Genomic DNA, 17,934 nt, shown 5'->3' with positions numbered 1-17,934 from the left:
AACCGGTTCGCTACCAGGGTCAGGCCGAACGGGATTGCCGGGTCCGGGAGCGGTTGGCCTTGCGGACGGCGTCCAGCAGCTCAGACTTCGACATCCGCGAGCGGCCCTCGACGTCCAGTCGCCGCGCGAGGTCGTAGAGGTGTTCCTTCGTGGCCTGCTCGTCGACGCCCTCGCCGCTGCGGCCGCCCTGCTGCCGGGGCCGGGCCGAGCGCGGGTCCGAGGGGCCCTTGCGGCCGCCCTCCTTGCGCTCCCAGTGGTCGCCGACCTTCTCGTGGGTGTGCTTGAGCGCCCCGTAGGCGACCCGGTGGGCCCGCTCGCCCTCGCCGTAACTCTCGACGGCGGAGTCGTGCGCCTTGATCCAGGTCTCCTGCGCGTCCTTCGAGGAGCGCTCCAGGGTGGACGGCAGTTCCTGTCGTCCGGGCACGTCACTCACCTCCTCGGGTGCGGCTTCCGGGACCGTCCGGGTGCCCGCGCCGACGACGCGCTAACGGGCGCGCCGCGACGGCTTGACAGCGAGTGAGGGCCCGGCCCCGGCCGGGTTTGGTGCCGGGGGCACCGGCTACCCGCAGGGCGTGACTTCGACGACGACCCAGCAGGAGCTCATACGGTTCCTCGAGGACCGCTTCGCCTGTGCCCAGGCGTGCACCGAGTGCGCCAGGGCCTGCGCGCTGCGGGCGAGCCTGGTGGACCCGGGAGGGACCGAGGAGCAGGAACTGACACGACGCAAGGGCATCATGTGCGCCGAGGTGTGCGATGCCACCTGCCGCGTGCTGTCCGAGCAGAACAGTGTGGACGAGGCCGGCATCCGCGTGCAGGTGGAGTGGTGCCGGACCGTCTGCCTGGAAGCGGCCCACGTCTTCGACCGCCATGCGGGGGCCGAGGACACGGCACGGCACTGCCGGGACTGCGCACGGGCGTGCTCGGACTTCCTCCGCACGCTCGCCTGACCCCGTTCACGGCGCCGTTCAGGTGCCCCTCGGACAACGGAGGTGGCCCGGGACTCCTACGAGTGGGACGCGTTCTGAGCTTCGACGGCGCCGCGCACGTCCTGTGCTTCCACCGCGCGGCGCACGCCCTGTGCCTCGTCGACGGCGCGGCGCACGTCGAGCAGGTGGTGGCGCAGTTCGTGCAGGGTGTGCACGGCCAGCCAGCGCAGCGAGCGCTCCGCGCGCTCGGGGAAGGTGTACACGAGGGTGCGCTCCCAGCCGGCGGGCTCCAGCCGGCCGAGGACGTGCCCGAACATCAGGGCGCCGTCGCGCAGTTGACGCGCGACGTCGGCCGGGTCCTGCTCGGCGTACCCGTCGTGTGCGACCCGCTCGTCCCGCCCCATCGGCTCGGCGACCGGCGTGTCCGCACGCAGCGCGGCCAGCGCCCGCTCCCGCTGCACGAGCAGCACGTCCCGGACATGGCAGGCGTACTCCAGGGGCGACCAGACGCCGGGCGCCGGACGCCGCCGCAGCACCGCCGCGTCCGCCCGCAGCAGCCGTCCGTACGCGTCCGCGTCGTCCAGGGCGAGCTTCGGCGCCGAGGAGGCCAGGGAGAGGTCGTACTCGAAACCGCATTCGGCGCACGTCGTCATGCGGGCACGCTATCAACGCCGTCGCTAGCATGGGCGGATGCCGTCGCACCGCAGCGAACCCTCGGACTGGCAGCTGCTGGCTCCGCTCGTGGACCTGGTGACCCCCATGGCGGTCCGGGTGGCCGCCACCCTGCGCCTGGCCGATCTGATCGCCGCGGGCACCGAGCAGGTGGACGAGCTGGCGGAGCGCACCGGCGCCGACGCCGACGCTCTCGGCCGGCTGCTGCGCCACCTCGCCCGGCACGGGATGTTCGAGGAGGCGTCCCCGGGGCGGTTCGTCCTCGACGAGCGGGCCGAGCTGCTGCGCTCGGACCATCCGGCGGGCATGCGGGCCTGGTTCGACCTGGACGGTTTCGGCGGCCGGATGGACCTGGTGTTCACCGGGCTGCTGCACACCGTCCGCACCGGGCGGCCCGCCTGGGAGGAGGTCTTCGGCGCCCCCTTCTGGGACCACCTCGCCACCGACCCCGACCTCGCGGCCTCCTTCGACGCGACGATGGCGCACTCGCTGCGCCGAACGGCCGCCACCGCCTACGACTGGTCCGGGGTGCGGCACGTGATCGACGTCGGAGGGGGTACCGGCGCGCTGCTGGCCGAGGTCCTCGGCGCGCATCCCGGACTGCGCGGCACCCTGGTCGACCTGCCGGAGACCGTCGACCGCGGACGCCGGTTCCTGGCCGAGCGCGGCCTGGAGGAGCGGTGCGCGTTCGCCGGGCAGAGCTTCTTCGACCCGCTGCCCGCCGGGGGTGACGTGTACGTGCTCAGCGCCGTCATCCACGACTGGGCCGACGAGCCGGCCGTCGCCGTGCTGCGCCGGTGCGCCGAGGCCGCCGGCCCGGACGGCCGGGTCCTCCTGGTCGAGACGCACGGCAGGGCGGGCGACGACGCGGCCATGTTCGCCGAGATGGACCTGCGCATGCTGGTGATCTCCGGCGGGCGCGAACGCGCCGTCGAGGAGTACACGGCGCTCGCCGCGGCGGCCGGGCTGGCCCCGGCCGAGGTCCGCACGACACCGTCGGGTCATCTGCTGATGGACTTCCGGGCCGCCTGACTCCTCAAGGCGCCACCACCGCCCGACTCCCGGAGACCGCCGAGGAGGATCACATGAGCGACGCCGACCCGGGTCTGTTCGGACCCGACTCGGTGACCTGGCAGATGCACGGCGACCCGATGATGTGGGTCGCCGGCATCCGCGCCCTCTACCTCCAGGCCCTGCACCCGCGCGCGGTGCGCGGCGTGACGCAGAACAGCGACTTCCGGCGCGACGCGTGGGGGCGGCTGCGGCGCACGGCGCACTTCGTCGGTACGACGACCTACGGCACCCGCGAGGCCGCCGAACGGGCCGGTGAGCGCGTCCGGGGCATCCACCGCCGGCTCACGGCCACCGACCCGGCGACGGGGGAGCGGTACCGCATCGACGACCCCGAGCTGCTGCTGTGGGTGCACTGCGCCGAGATCGACTCCTACCTGCACGTGCTGCGCCGCTCGGGCTTCCCGCTCACCGACGCCGCCGCCGACCGCTACCTCGCGGAACACCGCGCCGGCGCCCGCCTGGTCGGCCTCGACCCGGGCGCCGTACCCGCCGACCGGGCCCAGCTCGCCGCCTACTTCGAGCAGGTCCGGCCGCAGCTCGCCGCCACGCCCGAGGCGCGCGCCGTGGACGGCTTCCTCCTCCGCCCGCCGACGCACCCCCTGCTCGTCCCGGCGCGCGAGGTGCTGTGGCGGCGCGTGGCGCTGCTGGCGTACGCCGCCCTGCCGCCGTACGCCCACGCGCTGTACGGCAGACCGGTCCCCGCACCCGCCGCCGTGACCCGGCGACTGCGCGTGACCGGCGCCCTGCTGCGCGGCATACCCGCGGATCTGCGCTGGCAACTGCCGCCGAAACACATCCTGCGCGCGGTCGACCGACTCGGCCCGGCCGCCCGCCCCGCACCGCACAAAGCGGGGCGATAGCCCGCCGCACCCGCCGCACCCGCCGCACCCGCCGCACCGGGCGGGCCGGGCGGGCCGCGGCGCCCGCGGCGTCGGCCTGGGCCGGCCGGGCCGCTGGGAAGGGCGGCGCACGGACGGCGACAGCCGAGGTGAATGGGCCGCAGCCCTATGGGTACCCGACCGCCTCAACAAGGATCACTTCGACGGCCCGAACGAGGTGCAGAAGGCTGTCTTCCACTCCTGGCCGTCCGTGTCCCCGGCGCGTCCCCGACCGCGTAGGCTCGGCAGGTGGACAAGACCACCGTCGTGCTTCGGACAGAAGCGGCCGAGGGCGCGTCGGCCCTGGTGCTGAGGCCCTGGGTTCCGCGTGACGTGCCGCAGCTGGTCGAGGCCCACCGGGACGCGGTACTGCGCCAGTGGATCACCGCGCTCGTGCACGACGAGGAGAGCGGGGCCCGCTGGGTGGCGGACCAGCGCAGCGGCTGGGACAGCGGCGAGCGCCTGGCCTTCGCCGTCGTGGAGCCGGCCGGAGCCGACGAGACGCTGGCGGGTCATGTCGTCCTCAAGCGGACCGCCGCCGGCGCCGAGGTCGGCTACTGGACCGTCGCCCACGCCCGCGGCCGTGCCGTGGCGCCCCGGGCCCTGCGCGCCCTCACCGGCTGGGCCTTCACGTCCCTGGGCCTGACGCGCCTGGACCTGCTGCACCGGACGGACAACCTCGCCTCCTGCCGGGTGGCGGAGAAGGCCGGCTACGGGCTGGAGACCGTTCTGCCCGCGAGCCCGCCCGCGTTCCCGGAAACGGGCCATCTGCACACCCGCGTGCCCCCGTCACACGGGCCCAAGTCGCGCGAGCCCTAGTCCGCCGACGCCGCCCAGCCCCTCGTCTCGATCCGTGCCGCGTCCGCGGGGCGGCGGTCGTCGAAGGCCGGGCCGGCCGGCGTCTCGACGCGCAGCGCGTCGACGTACGCTCCCCGGCCCACGTAGAGCCGGTCGGTGCCGTAGCGCCAGCGCACGGTGAGGGACCGGGCGGGCGGCAGGACCGCCGTCAGCCGGTGCCAGGTGCGCCCCGACCAGCCGGTGACCGTGCCGGCCGGGTGGTCCTGGGGGTGGCCGTCGCCCTCGCCGGCCGTGGTGAACGGCACCGGCTGCCAGGTGCCGCCGCCGTCCGTGGACGCCTCCAGCGCCAGGACGTCCGACTGCGGCTCGGTGTCCCACCACAGCGCGCACGTCAGCCGCGAACCGTCCGCCGACGTGTCCAGCGGCGGCAGCGTGAGCGTGGCGGAGGCCGCGCTCGCCATCCCGGAGAACCAGGCGGTACGGCCCTGCCGCGGCCGGACCGGCACGGCGCGCGCCAGGTTGTTCCCGGCGGCCACCCGCGGCGCGGAACCCGAGCGCCACGTGCGCACGGGATGAACGGAGTTGCCGAGCACCACGAGGAACGAGTCGGTCGTCGGGTCCAGTACCAGCGACGTACCGGTGAAGCCGGTGTGGCCGGCGGTGCGCGGGGTGGCCATCGCGCCCATGTACCAGTGCTGGTAGAGCTCGAAGCCCAGCCCGTGCTCGTCCCCGGGGAAGGCGGTGTTGAAGTCCGTGAACATCAGCTCCACGGACTGCGGACGCAGGATGCGGACCCGGCCGTAGCCGCCGCCGTTGAGCAGCGTGCGCGCGAGCACGGCCAGGTCCCAGGCGCAGGAGAACACGCCCGCGTGACCCGCGACCCCGCCCAGGCTGTAGGCGTTCTCGTCGTGCACCTCGCCCCACACCAGCCCCCGGTCGAGCCCGGACCACGGTCTGCGGGCGTCCTCGGTGGCGGCGATCACCGGTTTCCAGGAGGCCGGCGGGTTGTAGCGGGTGCGCGTCAGGCCGAGGGGGCCGGTGATCTCCTCGTGCAGCAGCGTGTCCAGCGGACGCCCGGTGATCCGCTCCAGGACGAGCTGGAGGGAGATCATGTTCAGGTCGGAGTAGAGGTAGGCGGTGCCCGGCGCGTTGAGCGGCGCCTCGTTGTAGATCAGCCGCAGCTTCTCCTCCCGCGTCGGCGCGTTGTACAGCGGTATCCACGCGCGGAAGCCCGACGTGTGGGTGAGGAGCTGACGGATCGTCACTTCCTGCTTGCCCGCGGCTGCGAACTCCGGCACGTACGAGGCGACCGGGGCCTCCAGCCGCAGCGCGCCGCGCTCGATCTGCTGCACGGCCAGCAGCGAGGTGAAGAGTTTGGACACCGACGCCAGGTCGACGATGGTGTCGCGGGCCATGGGGATCTGCTGCTCGGGCGGGAACTCGACGCCGGTGTCGGTCTTCTCGTCGTACGCCCGGTAGCGCACCGCCATGCCGATCGGCTCGTGCAGCGCGACGGTGCCGCCGCGCCCGGCGAGCAGTACCGCGCCCGCGTACCAGGGGTGCTTGGGGGAGGGGTCGAGGAAGGTCCTCGCGTCGGTCACGAGCCGGCGCAGATGCCCGTCGAGCAGTCCGGCGCGCTCGGCCGGCCCGTGCCGCAGCGTCGGCCCGCCGCCGCGCGGCTCGGCGGCCGCGGCCGGCCCCGCCGGGAACGGCACGAAAGCCAGAGCGCCACCCCATGCCGCTGCCGCCGTCCCGAGTTGACGTCGCGTCAGTCCGCCCACCGCTGCCTCCCACCCAACCCCTGAAAGTATCTTTCCGTGATCGTGGAGCCGGATGAAACTTTCCCGTCAGTCCTGTGGACATGTCAACGGGTGTGCAGCGCACGGAAAAACCGGCGGGGTGGGGGAGGGTGTCGAGAGCCGCCGCCCTGTTACGCGTGGTCGGCGGTGTCGCGCTCGCAGGAGGGGGTCGCGGTGCTCTCGCCGGGACCGGCGTCGCCGTCGACCAGTTCGACGCAGCACACGCCGGCGTGCGGTTCCAGCACCGCCGTGGTGCGCGGGTGTCCGGAGGCGGCGAGGTAGCCGCACAGGAAGGCGTGGTTCATCCCGCACACCAGCTCCGGCGCCTGCGCGGCCACGGGGTGGAACGGGCAGTTGTACAGCACCGTACGGCCGCTGCCGTCGTCGGCGGGCTCGAACCCGAGGGACTCCAGGAACGCGTTCACATCTCCTCCGCGCGCCCCGGCGCCCAGCGACGCGCCGCGCTCCCGGGCGATGCGCAGCGCGGCCTCGTGGGCGCTCTCGCCCGGCTGCACCGCGGTCACCGCCTCGGTCAGCAGGGAGGCCAGCAGTTCGTGCCGGCGCGGCGGCAGGGTGATCTCCAGCGTCTGCGCGCTGGGCTCGTACACCTTCGGGGCGCGCCCCACGCGGCGCGGTCCGTGCCCTCCGTGCCGGGCCTGCAGCAGCCCGGAGTCGACGAGCTTGTCCAGGTGGAAGGCGGCCAGCTTGCGGGAGATCCCGACCGCCGCCGACGCCTCCTCCCGGGTCACCGGGCGCCGGGCCCGCCGCACGAAGTCGAACAGCCGCCGCCGTGACTCGTCGGCCAGGACGGCGAGCGCGGCCACGGAATCGGTCGTGGTCGGGGCCGGCCCGCCGCCGGCGGCGGCGGAGGAATCGAACGTCACGCGCCCACGGTAACTCCGTGACGTCCGGGTTGACGCCGGGCTTGACCCGCCACGGTAATAAGGCCAACAATCATTGGTGAAATACCTCGCAGGTGAGGTGCCGGTATGTCCGTGAACACTGATCTTCGTCAGGCCAAGCAGCCGGTCAGCGGTGCGCTGGCGGGGCCGTACGGTCACCCCTTCCACCCGATCCTGGTCACGGTGCCGATCGGTGCCTGGGTGAGCAGCCTGGTCTTCGACATCGCCTCCCACGTCGTCCACCGGCCCGCTTTCCTGGTCCAGGGCTCCCTGTGGCTGATCGCCATCGGGGTGCTCGGCGCGCTGGCGGCGGCCTGCGTCGGCTTCCTCGACCTGTTCGCGATCCCCGCCGGCACCCCGGCCTTCCGCACGGCGCTGGTGCACATGACGCTGAACCTCGCCGTCACCGCCGCCTACGCGGGCGGCTGGGCCTGGCGGCACAGCGGCGGCACCGCAGGACAGGAGGGCGTCGGCCCCGGGCAGCTGACGCTCTCCGCCGTCGCCCTCGCCGCCCTCGGCCTGTCCGGGTATCTCGGCGGAAAACTCGCCTACCGCTACGGCGTGCGGGTCGCCGACGAGGCCACGCAGGCCGACGGCTACCGCAGCCGGCCCTCGTCCTGACGCCCCTGGAGATCGCCCATGGACATCGCCGCTCTCGTCGCCTGGATCGTCACCGCTCTCGGCGGTCTCGTCCTCCTCGCCCGCTGGATCGCCCGCGGCGGCCTGCGCCCGGCGCGGCAGACGGCGCCGACCCGCCTGCCCGCGCCCGTCGTCTTCGGTCACTTCCTGCTCGCCGCCGCCGGACTGGTGGTGTGGATCGTCTACCTCGTCGCCGACAAGGGCGCCCTGGCCTGGACGTCCTTCGGCCTGCTCGTCGCGGTGGCCCTGCTCGGCTTCACCCTGTTCGGCCGCTGGCTGCCGGTGTACCGGGGAACGTCGGGCGAGACGGCGCCCCCCGAGCGTCACCTGCCCGTCCCCGTGGTCGCCGCCCACGGCGTCCTCGGCGCGACGACCCTGGCGCTGGTGCTGCTGGCGGCTTTGGGCGTCGGCGGCAGCTGAGCGACGGAACGCGCGGCGCCCGGGAGACGGACCCCGGGCGCCGGCCCGTCACCCCTTCTCGTCGACCCGGACCACCCGCAGCCCCGGCGAGGTGAGGATGTCCTTCTCGCAGAAGCGGGAGGTCACCCACCGCCCTTCCGAGAACAGCCGCGTCTGGTCGCTGAAGTGCGGCGAGTCCGGGTTCGAGGACTGGGAGTACGTCAGCAGGGTGCGGGCCACCGGGCAGCGCGAGCCGTCCCAGCCCACCGCCTGGATGAAACTGGAGCCGTGCGCCACCTCGGTGTAGCCGCCGCCGGCCGCGTTCCACACCGGTTCGACCTTGTTCCACACGCCGAGGGACTCCGTGCCTCCGGGCACCGGGATGCGCTGCCCGCCGCGCACCACGAACTGGTGATCGCCCAGCGGGGAGTTCAGCGGGATGCCGGCCGCCCGCAGCTCGGCCACGGTGTCCGCGAGGGCCGTGGCGAACGCCGGGGTGTCCGTGTTCAGCGTGTTCGGCGTGCCCACCGGATCGGCCGGCGAGAACGGCACCTTCCACAGCTGCGCCGCCGGCAGCCGGCGCCACAGCCGGTCGAAGAGCAGCGCACCCCGGCTGGAGGTGTTCACCGTGTGGTCCCAGGCCGCGAGCACCCCGCACGCCTCCCGCACGTCGACGGCCCGGCCGTCGCTGCCGGTCGCCGTGGAACCCGGCAGCGCGGCGCACGCCCTGGCCGCGTCCCCCGCGGCGAGGTCGCCCGCGGGCACCCGGTCGGCGAACTGCTGCGCCTGCAGGTCCCGCACCGTCAGCTGCCCGCGCGCCGCCATCGCCGCCACGTCCTCCAGCGCCCCCCGGGTGCGCAGCGTGCGCGCGGTGCCGACGGTGCCGAAGATCCGCTCGTAACCGGTCAGCGGCCGGTCCGCGTTGGCCAGCCAGGCGCTGTCGTTGGAGTTCTCCGCGTACGGCGCGTCCTTGAGGACCGGCATCCGCGCGGGCCCGAACACGCCGGGCTGCACGGCGTCCGGGTCGCTGCCCAGCGCGCAGTCGCCGCGCGAACCGTCCAGTACCGCGAGACCGGACGCCGGGTAGGTGGCCCGGCCCAGGGGAGTCAGACAGCGCTGCGCCAGGTCGTCGGTGACGCGCGGAAGGACCTGCGACTGGGTGTACAGGCTGTGGCCGCGGGAGTCGGCGGCGATCGTGTTCACCCACGGCAGGCCCTGGGTGCGGCGCAGCGACGCCAGCACGTCGCCCGTGGAGCGGGCCTTGCCGAAGCCGAGGGCGGTGTCGGCGCCGCGCAGGTTGACCGCGTTCGGGTCGTTCACGGCGTACGCCGTCGTGGCCGTCCAGGGCAGCGGCAGCGTGGCTCCGAGGGAGGTGGTGACCGGGCCGTACCGGGTCCACCACTGCGTGCGGGTCACGGGCGCGCCGTTGTTCACGGCGACGGTGACGGTCCGCCGCGTCATGCGCTCCCGCCGGCCGTCGACGAGGTAGACCATCGGGTCGGCCGGATCCAGCCTCAGCTGGTGCAGGTTCAGGGTGACGCCGGTGGCGACCGTGTGGCTCCAGGCGACGTACGCGTTGTGGCCGATGGAGATCGTCGGCGAGCCGAGCAGTGAGCCGCCGGACACGTTCAGCACGCCGGGGATGGTCTGCTGGGACTGCCAGAAGCGGCGGCCGCCCTGCCAGGGGTAGTGCGGGTTGCCCAGCAGCAGGCCGCGGCCGTTCGCGGTGGCCGCGCCGCTGAACGCGACCGCGTTGGATCCCATCTCGGCGGAGTCGGTGGCGAGCAGCGCCCGTGCGGCCCGTGCGGCGTCCCCGGCGTCCGGCCCTTGCGCGCCGGAGGGGCCCGCCGCCGGCGGCTGCGCGGCCGTGATCCCGTCGATCGCCCGGCCCTCACCGCCGAGCACGGCGAGCGCGTAACTGCGCGCGGCCACGTCCAGTGCGGTCACCGGGCGCACCCAGGCGGCGCCCCGGCAGGCCGGGTCGGTGATCCGGTGCCGCGCCAGCCAGGTGTTGTACCCGGCGGCGAAGCCCCGCATCATCTCCTTCACGTCACGGCTCGGGCCCGCCGGCGCCGGCTGCCGCAGCAGCTTCTCCACCGTGCCCGCCTCCCGTACGCCGCGGAAGTACAGGTCGCTGGAGAGGTTGGTGGCGGCCGAGGACAGCGAGCCGTCGGTCGCGGCGCCGGCGCCGAAGTACCGCGAGCGCTCGCCCCGCACGGTCACGAAACCGTCGGCCAGCGTGCAGACCTGGTCGGTGGCCTGCGCCCAGCCGGTGCCGAAGCCGAGGCCGGCGTAGGAGCGGGCGAGGATGTGCGGGATGCCGTACTCGGTGTACCGGATGACGGCGGACAGACCGCCGTGCGCGGGACGGTCCTGGCTCACGGGCCGCTCGGCGGCGGCCGCCGGCAGCGCGGACGCGGCGGTGAGCAGGGCCGCGGCCGCGACGACGGCTCGTCTCAGGCGGGTGCGCATCGTGCCTCCCAACATCGTCGGGGGAAGGAGCGGCCGAGCGTACCAGCCGGTATGTCACCGTGACAGCAGGCGCGTTGAAGAGTCCGGCCGCATCGCCGGGGGTCACCGTCGCACCGCAGGGGCCCGCGCGCTCCGGGCCGCCGTCCCCCGACCGCGCAGATCTCTTGACCGCCCCGGCGGGTACGCCGAGGATCATGAGGCATGACGTCCGGACACGGCAGTACCGTCGACGGCGTGCTGCGCCGCAGCGCCCGCCGCACCCCCGCGCGCGTCGCCGTCACCTACGGCGAGCGCTCCTGGACCTACGAGGAACTCGACGACGCCGTCTCCCGCGCGGCGGGCCTGCTGCGGGCCGAGGGTCTCGCCCCGGGTGACCGCGTCGCCGCCTACGGCCACAACTCCGACGCCTATCTCATCGCCTTCCTCGGCTGCGCCCGCGCCGGACTGGTGCACGTGCCCGTCAACCAGCACCTCACCGGCGACGACCTCGCCTACCTCGTCCGCCAGTCGGGCAGCTCCCTCGTCCTGACCGACCCCGCCCTCGCGGGCCACCTGCCGGACGGCGTCACGACGCTGCCCCTGCGCGACGCGGACGACGCGCTGCTCGACCGGCTGCCCGCGACCGCGCCGTACGACGGGCCGGAGCCGCGCGCCGAGGACCTGGTCCAGCTGCTGTACACCTCCGGCACCACCGCCCTGCCCAAGGGCGCGATGATGACCCACCGCGCACTGGTCCACGAGTACCTCAGCGCCATCACCGCCCTGGACCTGAGCGCCGGGGACCGCCCGGTGCACTCGCTGCCGCTGTACCACTCGGCGCAGATGCACGTCTTCCTGCTGCCCTACCTCGCCGTCGGCGCCACCAACGTGATCCTCGACGCCCCCGACGCGGAGCGGCTGTTCGACCTCGTCGAGACGGGCCGCTGCGACAGCCTCTTCGCACCGCCCACGGTGTGGATCGCCCTGGCCAACCACCCCGACTTCACCACCCGGGACCTCGACGGGCTGCGCAAGGCCTACTACGGGGCGTCGATCATGCCGGTGCCCGTGCTGGAGCGGCTGCGCGGCCGGCTGCCGCACCTCGCCTTCTACAACTGCTTCGGACAGAGCGAGATCGGCCCGCTGGCGACCGTGCTGGGACCCGACGAGCACGAGGGGCGCATGGACTCCTGCGGGCGGCCCGTGCTGTTCGTCGACGCGCGCGTGGTCGACGAGGACGGCAAGGACGTACCGGCCGGCACACCCGGCGAAATCGTCTACCGCTCCCCGCAGTTGTGCGAGGGCTACTGGGACAAGCCCGAGGAGAGCGCCGCGGCCTTCCGGGACGGCTGGTTCCACTCCGGCGACCTCGCGGTGCGCGACGCCGACGGCTACTTCACGATCGTCGACCGGGTCAAGGACGTGATCAACTCCGGTGGCGTCCTGGTCGCCTCCCGCCAGGTCGAGGACGCCCTGTACACCCACGAGGCCGTCGCCGAGGCGGCGGTGGTGGGGCTGCCCGACGAGCGCTGGATCGAGGCCGTCACCGCGGTCGTCGTCGCGCGCGGCGAGGTCACCGAGGCCGAACTCATCGCCCACGCGCGGGAGAAGCTCGCCGCGTTCAAGGCGCCCAAGCGGGTCGTCTTCGTCGACGCGCTGCCGCGCAACGCCAGCGGGAAGATCCTCAAGCGGGAGCTGCGGGACCGGCTCACCGGAGGCTGAGGGCACGCCCGGCGCGGGGCCGTGCCCTCAGCGCAGCGCCGTCTCCACCAGCCGCCGGATCTCCTCGGCGCACACCGACCCGCCGCCCACCAGCCGGTCGAAGACCAGCCCGTCCACGCAGGTCAGCCGCGTCAGCGTGCGTTCCTCGACGTCCGCGTGCCCGTGCGCCGCGACGAAGGCCCGCACGAGGTCGCGGCCCGCGTTCTCACGCGGCCGCGGGATCTCCCTCAGCTCCGGGTGCCGCACGCTCTCCGGCGCGCACGCGTAACGGGCGAGGGAGCGGCGCCGCCCCTCTCCGGTGAGCCGGCGCTCGGGGAGCGCGGCGATCCCGGCGACCAGGTCGTCCGCCGTGCGCGGTGCCGGTGTCGCCGCCCCGGTCGCCTCCAGCTCCGCCTGGTCGAGCGCGACCGGCCTCCGGACCAGCGCGGTCAGCAACGCCAGCCGGGTGCGGAAGTACGCCGACGTCGTCCCGCACGGGCCTGCGGCACCGGCTGCCCGGCTTCCCGGCCGCCCGTACGGCTGAGTGGCCCGCGCGACGGCCCGCCCGTAGGTGCCCGGGCGCACGACTGCGGGCCCCGCCGCGCGGCCGCCGCGTCCGCGCCTGTCGCCGCCTCTCGCCCCGTCGCCGCCGCGCGGCCGCCCGAGACCCGTCTCCGCGCCCGCCCGCCGCCCGCCCGCCCGTCGCGCGCCCGCCCGTCGCGCGCCCGCCGCTCGCCCGCCGCCCGCCCGTCGCGCGCCCGCCGCCCGCCCGTCGCGCGCCCGCCGCCCGCCCGTCGCGCGCCCGCCGCCCGCCCGCCGCCCGCCCGCCGCCCGCCCGTCGCGCGCCCGCGCCCGTCGCCGTCGCGCGCCGCCCGAGACCCGCCTGTGCTCGCTCGCACGGACTGCCCGCGCGGACCGCCGCGCGCCCGCCTCAGTGCGGGCGCAGGTCGACGATACGGCGGATTTTGCCGACCGAGCGTTCCAGGGACTCCGGGTCGACGATCTCCACCCCGACCGAGACCCCGACGCCGTCCTTGACGGCCGCAGCGATGGACCGGGCGGCGGCCTCACGGGTGTCCGGACCGGCGTCGGGGCGGGCCTCGGCGCGCACGGTCAGGGCGTCCATGCGGCCCTCCCGGGTCAGCCGCAGCTGGAAGTGCGGCGCGACACCCGGGGTGCGCAGCACGATCTCCTCGATCTGTGTGGGGAAGAGGTTCACGCCGCGCAGGATCACCATGTCGTCGCTGCGCCCGGTGATCTTCTGCATCCGCCGGAACACGCGGGCCGTGCCCGGCAGCAGCCGGGACAGATCCCGGGTGCGGTAGCGGACGATCGGCATGGCCTCCTTGGTGAGCGAGGTGAACACCAGCTCGCCCTCCTCCCCGTCCGGAAGCACCTCGCCGGTGATCGGGTCGACGACCTCGGGGTAGAAGTGATCCTCCCAGATGTGCAGGCCGTCCTTGGTCTCCACGCACTCCTGTGCCACGCCGGGGCCGATCACCTCCGACAGCCCGTAGATGTCGACGGCGTCGATGCCGAACCGCTCCTCGATCTCGCGGCGCATCTCCTGCGTCCACGGCTCGGCGCCGAAGACGCCCACCTCCAGTGACGTGGAGCGCGGGTCGACGCCCTGTCGCTCGAACTCGTCGAGCAGGGTGAGCATGTACGACGGCGTCACCATGATGATCCGCGGCCCGAGGTCCTGGATGAGCTGCACCTGACGGGCGGTCATGCCGCCGGACGCGGGCACGACCGTACAGCCGAGGCGCTCGGCGCCGTAGTGGGCGCCCAGGCCGCCGGTGAACAGGCCGTAGCCGTAGGCGATGTGGACGGTGTCGCCCGGGCGGCCGCCCGCCGCGCGGATCGAGCGGGCCACCATGTCCGCCCACAGCGACAGGTCGCCGTCGGTGTAGCCGACGACGGTGGGGCGGCCGGTGGTGCCGCTGGAGGCGTGCAGCCGGCGGATCCGGTCGCGGGGTACTGCGAACAGGCCGAAGGGGTAGTTCTCGCGCAGGTCGGCCTTGACGGTGAACGGGAACCTGGCGAGGTCCTGAAGCGAGCGGCAGTCGTCCGGGTGCACGCCCGCCTTGTCGAAGGCCTCCCGGTAGAACGGCACGTTCGTGTACGCGTGCCGTAGCGACGACCGCAGCCGCTCCAGCTGCAGCGCGCGCAGGGCGTCCGGGTCGAGCCGTTCCCCCTGGTCCAGCAGGTCCGCCGTCGCATCCGCCATCGGGACTTCTCCCTCACCAACCATGCCAATCCGGACGACCGATCATTCGGTCGAGGTGCTGGGGATCAGTAATTCAGGGCGACCGCGGAGCAGGCAAGGGGGAGAGGCGCACTTTTTCGCGGCGGCCCGGGAAATCCCTTGCGGCTCACGGGCGCGGCGCCCGATGCTCTCGAGCATGCCGATCCTCACCGCCGCAGAAGGAACCGAGCTGGCCTACCACGAGCGCGGTACGGGCGACCCCCTCGTCGTCCTGCCCGGCGGCCCCATGCGGGCCTCCGCCTACCTGGGGGACCTGGGCGGGCTCGGCCGGCACCGGCGCCTGGTCCTGCTGGACCTGCGCGGCACCGGTAACTCCGCGGCACCGGCCGACCCGGCGACGTACCGCTGCGACCGGCTGGTGGACGACGTCGAGGCGCTGCGGGCCCACCTCGGTCTGGACCGGATGGACCTGCTCGCGCACTCGGCGGGCGGCAGCCTCGCCGCCCTGTACGCGGCCCGGCATCCGCACCGGCTGGCGCGGCTCGCGCTGGTCACCACCGCCCTGCGGCCGCTGGGGCTGCGGGCGAGCGCCCAGGACCGGCTGACCGCGGCCCGGCTGCGGCAGGGGCGGCCGGGCTTCGAGGAGGCGTTCGCCGCACTGCGGGCCTGGCTGGCGGGGGAGCGGGACTACGACACCGACCTCGCGCCGTTCTTCTACGGCCGCTGGGACGACGCCGCACGGGCCCACGCCCGGTCCGAGGGGGCGCAGACCAACGACGAGGCCGCCGACCGTTACTTCGACCCGGACGCCTTCGACCCGCCGGCGACCCGGGCCGCGCTGTCGGCGCTGAGCGCCCCGGTGCTGTTCCTCGCCGGAGAACTGGACGGCGGCCCCAGCCCGGCTTTGGCCCGGCGTGCCGCCGAAGCGTTTCCGCGCGCCGAGGTCACCGTCCAGCCCGGCGCCGGGCACTACCCGTGGCTCGACGACCCGGAGTGGTTCGTCCGGCGTGTGACGGCGTTCCTCGACACGGCGGCGTAGGCCCGGATGCCGCGGTGGGAGTCACCACCCGCGGCGTACCGCTCCGCGCCCCACCGCCGACAGCAGGGAGCCGATCGAGGCGCCGACGGCCAGGTTCACCGCGGCCGTGCCCACGTGGGAGCCCGTGCTCGCGGCCGTCGTGAAGGGCAGCAGGACGGCCGCCGCCGTGCCCGCGGCGATCAGCCAGGTGAACAGGCGGCCGGGGCGCGGGACGGTCAGGGCGAGGACATGGACCAGGCCGGTCGCGACGAGGGCGGCGACCCCCGCACCGGCCGCGAGCATCCCGGTGGACGCGCTCTCCATCACGTCGTCGCCCCGGGGCACGAACAGCGCCACTCCCAGCACCCCGCGCACCACCAGCAGCGCCGCCACCGCGGCGAGCCCGGCGACGCCGGCCGCCATCACCCCGCCGGCCCACAACCGCCCGGCGTTGAGCCCGGGCGCGCGCCGCGCCGACGGGGCAGAGGCGGGCGGCTGCGAGGGTGACGGGGTGACGGCGGGGGCCGTCTGCGGGGGTCGGGCGGGGGCGGCCCGGGCCGCCTGAGCCGTCTGCGGGGAGCCCTGGGCCGCCCGGGGGGTGTTCTCGGGCGGGTCGGATGTCTCCATGCGTGACCTCCTGCCGTGCTGCTGCCGGGCCTTCGCTGCCCTCAGTCAAGAGCCCCGGCGTCCCGGCCGCATGTCGGGACGGTCCGGCAGGCCACGGTTCACCCGGACGGGCTCAGGCCGCCTCGGCGCGGCAACCGCGACGGGCTGAGGCCGGCGGCGGCGGTGACGGGTTCAGCGGGCCGCGCGCGGCTGGTAGGCGCCGGCGGCACTGTGTCTTACCGCCCCTGACGGGGGTACTGGGGCATGCGCAGGCGTCCCCCGTCCGAGGGGAGGAGCGGCCATGACCTCCCGTACCGTCCGGGTTCCCGTCGAGGGCGCCCGGCTGACCGGTGACCTCGTGGTGCCGGACGGCGCCCGGGCCGTGGTGCTGTTCGCCCACGGCAGCGGCAGCTCCCGGCACAGCCCGCGCAACCGCATGGTCGCCGAGCGGCTGCGCGAGGCCGCCCTCGCCACCCTGCTCGTCGACCTGCTGACCGAGGAGGAGGACGAGCGCGACCGGATCACCGCCGAGCACCGCTTCGACATCGGTCTGCTCGGCGCGCGGCTCGCGGCCGCCCTCGACTGGCTCGGCCGGGAACCGGCCACCCGTGAACTGCCCGTCGCGCTGTTCGGCGCCAGCACGGGCGCCGCGGCGGCGCTGGTCGCGGCGGCGCGGCGCCCCGAGCGGGTCCTGACGGTCGTCTCCCGCGGCGGCCGCCCCGACCTGGCGGGCAACGCGCTGAACACCGTACGCGCGCCGGTCCTGCTGCTCGTCGGCGACCGGGACACGGAGGTGCTGCGGCTCAACGAGGCCGCCGGGCGCGAGCTGGGCGGCCCGCACACGCTGCACGTCGTGCCCGGCGCCACGCATCTCTTCGAGGAACCCGGCACCCTCGAGGAGGTCGCCGACACGGCCCGGCGGTGGTGCGTCGACGTCCTGGACGCCGCCGGGGACGCCGAGGACGGCTGACGACCGCGGGCCTCAGGGCAGCGGCGTCCCGCCCGTCGCGTTGACGATCTCCGCCGTGATGTACGACGCCTCCTGCGAGGCGAGGAACACGTACGCGGGCGCCATCTCGGCGGGCTGCGCGGGCCGCCCGATCGGCGCCTGCTTGCCGAACTCGGCCGTGTCCGGCAGCGTCGCCGGGATCAGCGGCGTCCACACCGGCCCGGGCGCCACGGCGTTGACCCGGATGCCCCGGTCGATCAGCATCTGCGCCAGCCCCTGCGTGAAGGTGACGATCGCGCCCTTGGTCATCGCGTAGTCCAGCAGATGCGGGCTGGGCTTGTACGCCTGCACCGAGGCGCTGTTGATGACGCTGCCGCCCTCGGGGATGTGCGGCACGGCGAACTTCGTCAGCCAGAACATGCCGTACAGGTTGGTGCGCATGACCCGGTCGAACTGCTCGGTGGAGATCGCCTCGATGCCGTACGGCTGGGACATCTGGTAGGCGGCGTTGTTCACCAGCACGTCGATCCGGCCGAACTCCTCCACCGCCCGGTCGACCAGCGCCCGGCAGGTGGCCTCCTCGCGGATGTCCGCCGGCACCGCGACGGCCCGGCGGCCCGCCTCCTCCACCAGGCGGGCGGTCTCGGCCGCCTCGTCCTTCTCGCTGTCGAGGTGGGTGAACAGCACGTCGGCTCCCTCGCGGGCGAAGGCCAGGGCGACGGCCCGGCCGATCCCGGAGTCGCCGCCGGTGACCACGGCCTTGCGGTCCGTCAGCCGTCCGCTGCCCCGGTAGGACTCCTCACCGTGGTCGGGCGGCGGGTCCATCGGTCCGGTCCAGCCGGGGTGCGGCTGGACCTGGGCGGGGAAGTCGGGCTGCGGGTGCTGCTCGGCGGGGTGCCGGGGTTCGTTCACG

The 17,934-nt window shown here is 74.8% G+C and carries 18 protein-coding genes; 9 read left to right on the top strand and 9 right to left on the bottom strand.

Translation table 11 applies throughout. From position 1 onward, the window contains the following. Positions 1-19: 19 nt before the first annotated feature. Positions 20-424: a ChaB family protein gene (locus AC0B9F_RS25995; protein WP_472006577.1), complete on the bottom strand. Its 405-nt coding sequence runs from the start codon at positions 422-424 to the stop codon at positions 20-22. Positions 425-572: 148 nt separating this feature from the next. Between AC0B9F_RS25995 and AC0B9F_RS25990 the strand changes: the two genes are divergently transcribed. Beyond that, positions 573-947, top strand: a complete 375-nt coding sequence (locus tag AC0B9F_RS25990) for a four-helix bundle copper-binding protein (protein ID WP_472006576.1) — start codon at positions 573-575, stop codon at positions 945-947. A 56-nt stretch (positions 948-1,003) separates the two neighbouring features. Here AC0B9F_RS25990 and AC0B9F_RS25985 read toward each other — a convergent pair whose 3' ends face one another. Then, complete coding sequence (locus AC0B9F_RS25985; protein WP_472006575.1) at positions 1,004-1,579, bottom strand: DinB family protein; 576 nt, start codon at positions 1,577-1,579, stop codon at positions 1,004-1,006. Between the two features lie 37 nt (positions 1,580-1,616). Between AC0B9F_RS25985 and AC0B9F_RS25980 the strand changes: the two genes are divergently transcribed. The 3 genes from AC0B9F_RS25980 (at position 1,617) to AC0B9F_RS25970 (ending at position 4,369) form a co-directional block, all read left to right on the top strand. Further along, positions 1,617-2,630 (top strand): methyltransferase, encoded by a 1,014-nt coding sequence (locus AC0B9F_RS25980; RefSeq protein WP_472006573.1) that lies wholly within the window; start codon positions 1,617-1,619, stop codon positions 2,628-2,630. A 53-nt stretch (positions 2,631-2,683) separates the two neighbouring features. After that, a complete protein-coding gene (locus AC0B9F_RS25975; protein ID WP_472006572.1) occupies positions 2,684-3,532 on the top strand; it encodes an oxygenase MpaB family protein in 849 nt (282 codons plus the stop codon). 267 nt (positions 3,533-3,799) lie between these two features. Next, positions 3,800-4,369, top strand: coding sequence for a GNAT family N-acetyltransferase (locus AC0B9F_RS25970; protein WP_472006571.1), 570 nt, complete (start codon positions 3,800-3,802; stop codon positions 4,367-4,369). Here AC0B9F_RS25970 and AC0B9F_RS25965 read toward each other — a convergent pair. Both AC0B9F_RS25965 and AC0B9F_RS25960 read right to left on the bottom strand, forming a co-directional pair. After that, positions 4,366-6,129 (bottom strand): serine hydrolase domain-containing protein, encoded by a 1,764-nt coding sequence (locus AC0B9F_RS25965; RefSeq protein WP_472006569.1) that lies wholly within the window; start codon positions 6,127-6,129, stop codon positions 4,366-4,368. The two genes, AC0B9F_RS25970 and AC0B9F_RS25965, sit on opposite strands and share 4 nt — an antisense overlap. A 149-nt stretch (positions 6,130-6,278) precedes the next feature. Beyond that, positions 6,279-7,031, bottom strand: coding sequence for a helix-turn-helix transcriptional regulator (locus AC0B9F_RS25960; RefSeq protein WP_472006567.1), 753 nt, complete (start codon positions 7,029-7,031; stop codon positions 6,279-6,281). Positions 7,032-7,136: 105 nt separating this feature from the next. On the opposite strand from AC0B9F_RS25960, the gene AC0B9F_RS25955 reads away from it, so the two are divergent. Further along, positions 7,137-7,670, top strand: coding sequence for a DUF2231 domain-containing protein (locus AC0B9F_RS25955; protein ID WP_472006565.1), 534 nt, complete (start codon positions 7,137-7,139; stop codon positions 7,668-7,670). A gap of 18 nt (positions 7,671-7,688) precedes the next feature. After that, positions 7,689-8,108, top strand: a complete 420-nt coding sequence (locus AC0B9F_RS25950; protein ID WP_472006563.1) for a hypothetical protein — start codon at positions 7,689-7,691, stop codon at positions 8,106-8,108. A gap of 48 nt (positions 8,109-8,156) precedes the next feature. Here AC0B9F_RS25950 and AC0B9F_RS25945 read toward each other — a convergent pair whose 3' ends face one another. Next, the gene (locus AC0B9F_RS25945; protein WP_472006562.1) at positions 8,157-10,559 is read right to left on the bottom strand and encodes a penicillin acylase family protein; all 2,403 of its coding nucleotides are present in this window, start codon (positions 10,557-10,559) and stop codon (positions 8,157-8,159) included. A gap of 201 nt (positions 10,560-10,760) precedes the next feature. Between AC0B9F_RS25945 and AC0B9F_RS25940 the strand changes: the two genes are divergently transcribed. After that, positions 10,761-12,260, top strand: coding sequence for an acyl-CoA synthetase (locus AC0B9F_RS25940; RefSeq protein ID WP_472006560.1), 1,500 nt, complete (start codon positions 10,761-10,763; stop codon positions 12,258-12,260). A 27-nt stretch (positions 12,261-12,287) separates the two neighbouring features. On the opposite strand, the gene AC0B9F_RS25935 is transcribed toward AC0B9F_RS25940, so the two are convergent. Both AC0B9F_RS25935 and paaK read right to left on the bottom strand, forming a co-directional pair. After that, a complete protein-coding gene (locus AC0B9F_RS25935) occupies positions 12,288-12,824 on the bottom strand; it encodes a TetR/AcrR family transcriptional regulator (RefSeq protein WP_472006558.1) in 537 nt (178 codons plus the stop codon). A 346-nt stretch (positions 12,825-13,170) separates the two neighbouring features. After that, positions 13,171-14,469, bottom strand: a complete 1,299-nt coding sequence (paaK, locus tag AC0B9F_RS25930) for a phenylacetate--CoA ligase PaaK (protein WP_472006557.1) — start codon at positions 14,467-14,469, stop codon at positions 13,171-13,173. Positions 14,470-14,644: 175 nt separating this feature from the next. On the opposite strand from paaK, the gene AC0B9F_RS25925 reads away from it, so the two are divergent. Next, the gene (locus tag AC0B9F_RS25925) at positions 14,645-15,487 is read left to right on the top strand and encodes an alpha/beta fold hydrolase (RefSeq protein WP_472006555.1); all 843 of its coding nucleotides are present in this window, start codon (positions 14,645-14,647) and stop codon (positions 15,485-15,487) included. A 21-nt stretch (positions 15,488-15,508) separates the two neighbouring features. Here AC0B9F_RS25925 and AC0B9F_RS25920 read toward each other — a convergent pair whose 3' ends face one another. Then, positions 15,509-16,093, bottom strand: coding sequence for a DUF6069 family protein (locus AC0B9F_RS25920; protein ID WP_472006553.1), 585 nt, complete (start codon positions 16,091-16,093; stop codon positions 15,509-15,511). A gap of 280 nt (positions 16,094-16,373) precedes the next feature. Here AC0B9F_RS25920 and AC0B9F_RS25915 point away from each other — a divergent pair, with 280 nt between their 5' ends. Further along, positions 16,374-17,042: a dienelactone hydrolase family protein gene (locus AC0B9F_RS25915; protein ID WP_472006551.1), complete on the top strand. Its 669-nt coding sequence runs from the start codon at positions 16,374-16,376 to the stop codon at positions 17,040-17,042. 12 nt (positions 17,043-17,054) lie between these two features. On the opposite strand, the gene AC0B9F_RS25910 is transcribed toward AC0B9F_RS25915, so the two are convergent. Further along, entirely contained in the window at positions 17,055-17,933 is an 879-nt protein-coding gene (locus tag AC0B9F_RS25910) for an SDR family oxidoreductase (RefSeq protein WP_472006549.1), read from the bottom strand. Position 17,934 lies beyond the last annotated feature (1 nt).

The organism is Streptomyces sp. NPDC097129 (genome assembly GCF_055668065.1).
This window is presented reverse-complemented; position numbering and strand designations above follow the sequence as displayed.

Coding starts and splice junctions, on each gene's coding strand:
- AC0B9F_RS25940 (WP_472006560.1), top strand. CDS start 10,761: ATGACGTCCGGACACGGCAGTACCGTCGACGGCGTGCTGCGCCGCAGC.
- AC0B9F_RS25915 (WP_472006551.1), top strand. CDS start 16,374: ATGACCTCCCGTACCGTCCGGGTTCCCGTCGAGGGCGCCCGGCTGACC.
- AC0B9F_RS25985 (WP_472006575.1), bottom strand. CDS start 1,579: ATGACGACGTGCGCCGAATGCGGTTTCGAGTACGACCTCTCCCTGGCC.
- AC0B9F_RS25975 (WP_472006572.1), top strand. CDS start 2,684: ATGAGCGACGCCGACCCGGGTCTGTTCGGACCCGACTCGGTGACCTGG.
- AC0B9F_RS25920 (WP_472006553.1), bottom strand. CDS start 16,093: ATGGAGACATCCGACCCGCCCGAGAACACCCCCCGGGCGGCCCAGGGC.
- AC0B9F_RS25980 (WP_472006573.1), top strand. CDS start 1,617: ATGCCGTCGCACCGCAGCGAACCCTCGGACTGGCAGCTGCTGGCTCCG.
- AC0B9F_RS25945 (WP_472006562.1), bottom strand. CDS start 10,559: ATGCGCACCCGCCTGAGACGAGCCGTCGTCGCGGCCGCGGCCCTGCTC.
- AC0B9F_RS25925 (WP_472006555.1), top strand. CDS start 14,645: ATGCCGATCCTCACCGCCGCAGAAGGAACCGAGCTGGCCTACCACGAG.
- AC0B9F_RS25955 (WP_472006565.1), top strand. CDS start 7,137: ATGTCCGTGAACACTGATCTTCGTCAGGCCAAGCAGCCGGTCAGCGGT.
- AC0B9F_RS25950 (WP_472006563.1), top strand. CDS start 7,689: ATGGACATCGCCGCTCTCGTCGCCTGGATCGTCACCGCTCTCGGCGGT.
- paaK (WP_472006557.1), bottom strand. CDS start 14,469: ATGGCGGATGCGACGGCGGACCTGCTGGACCAGGGGGAACGGCTCGAC.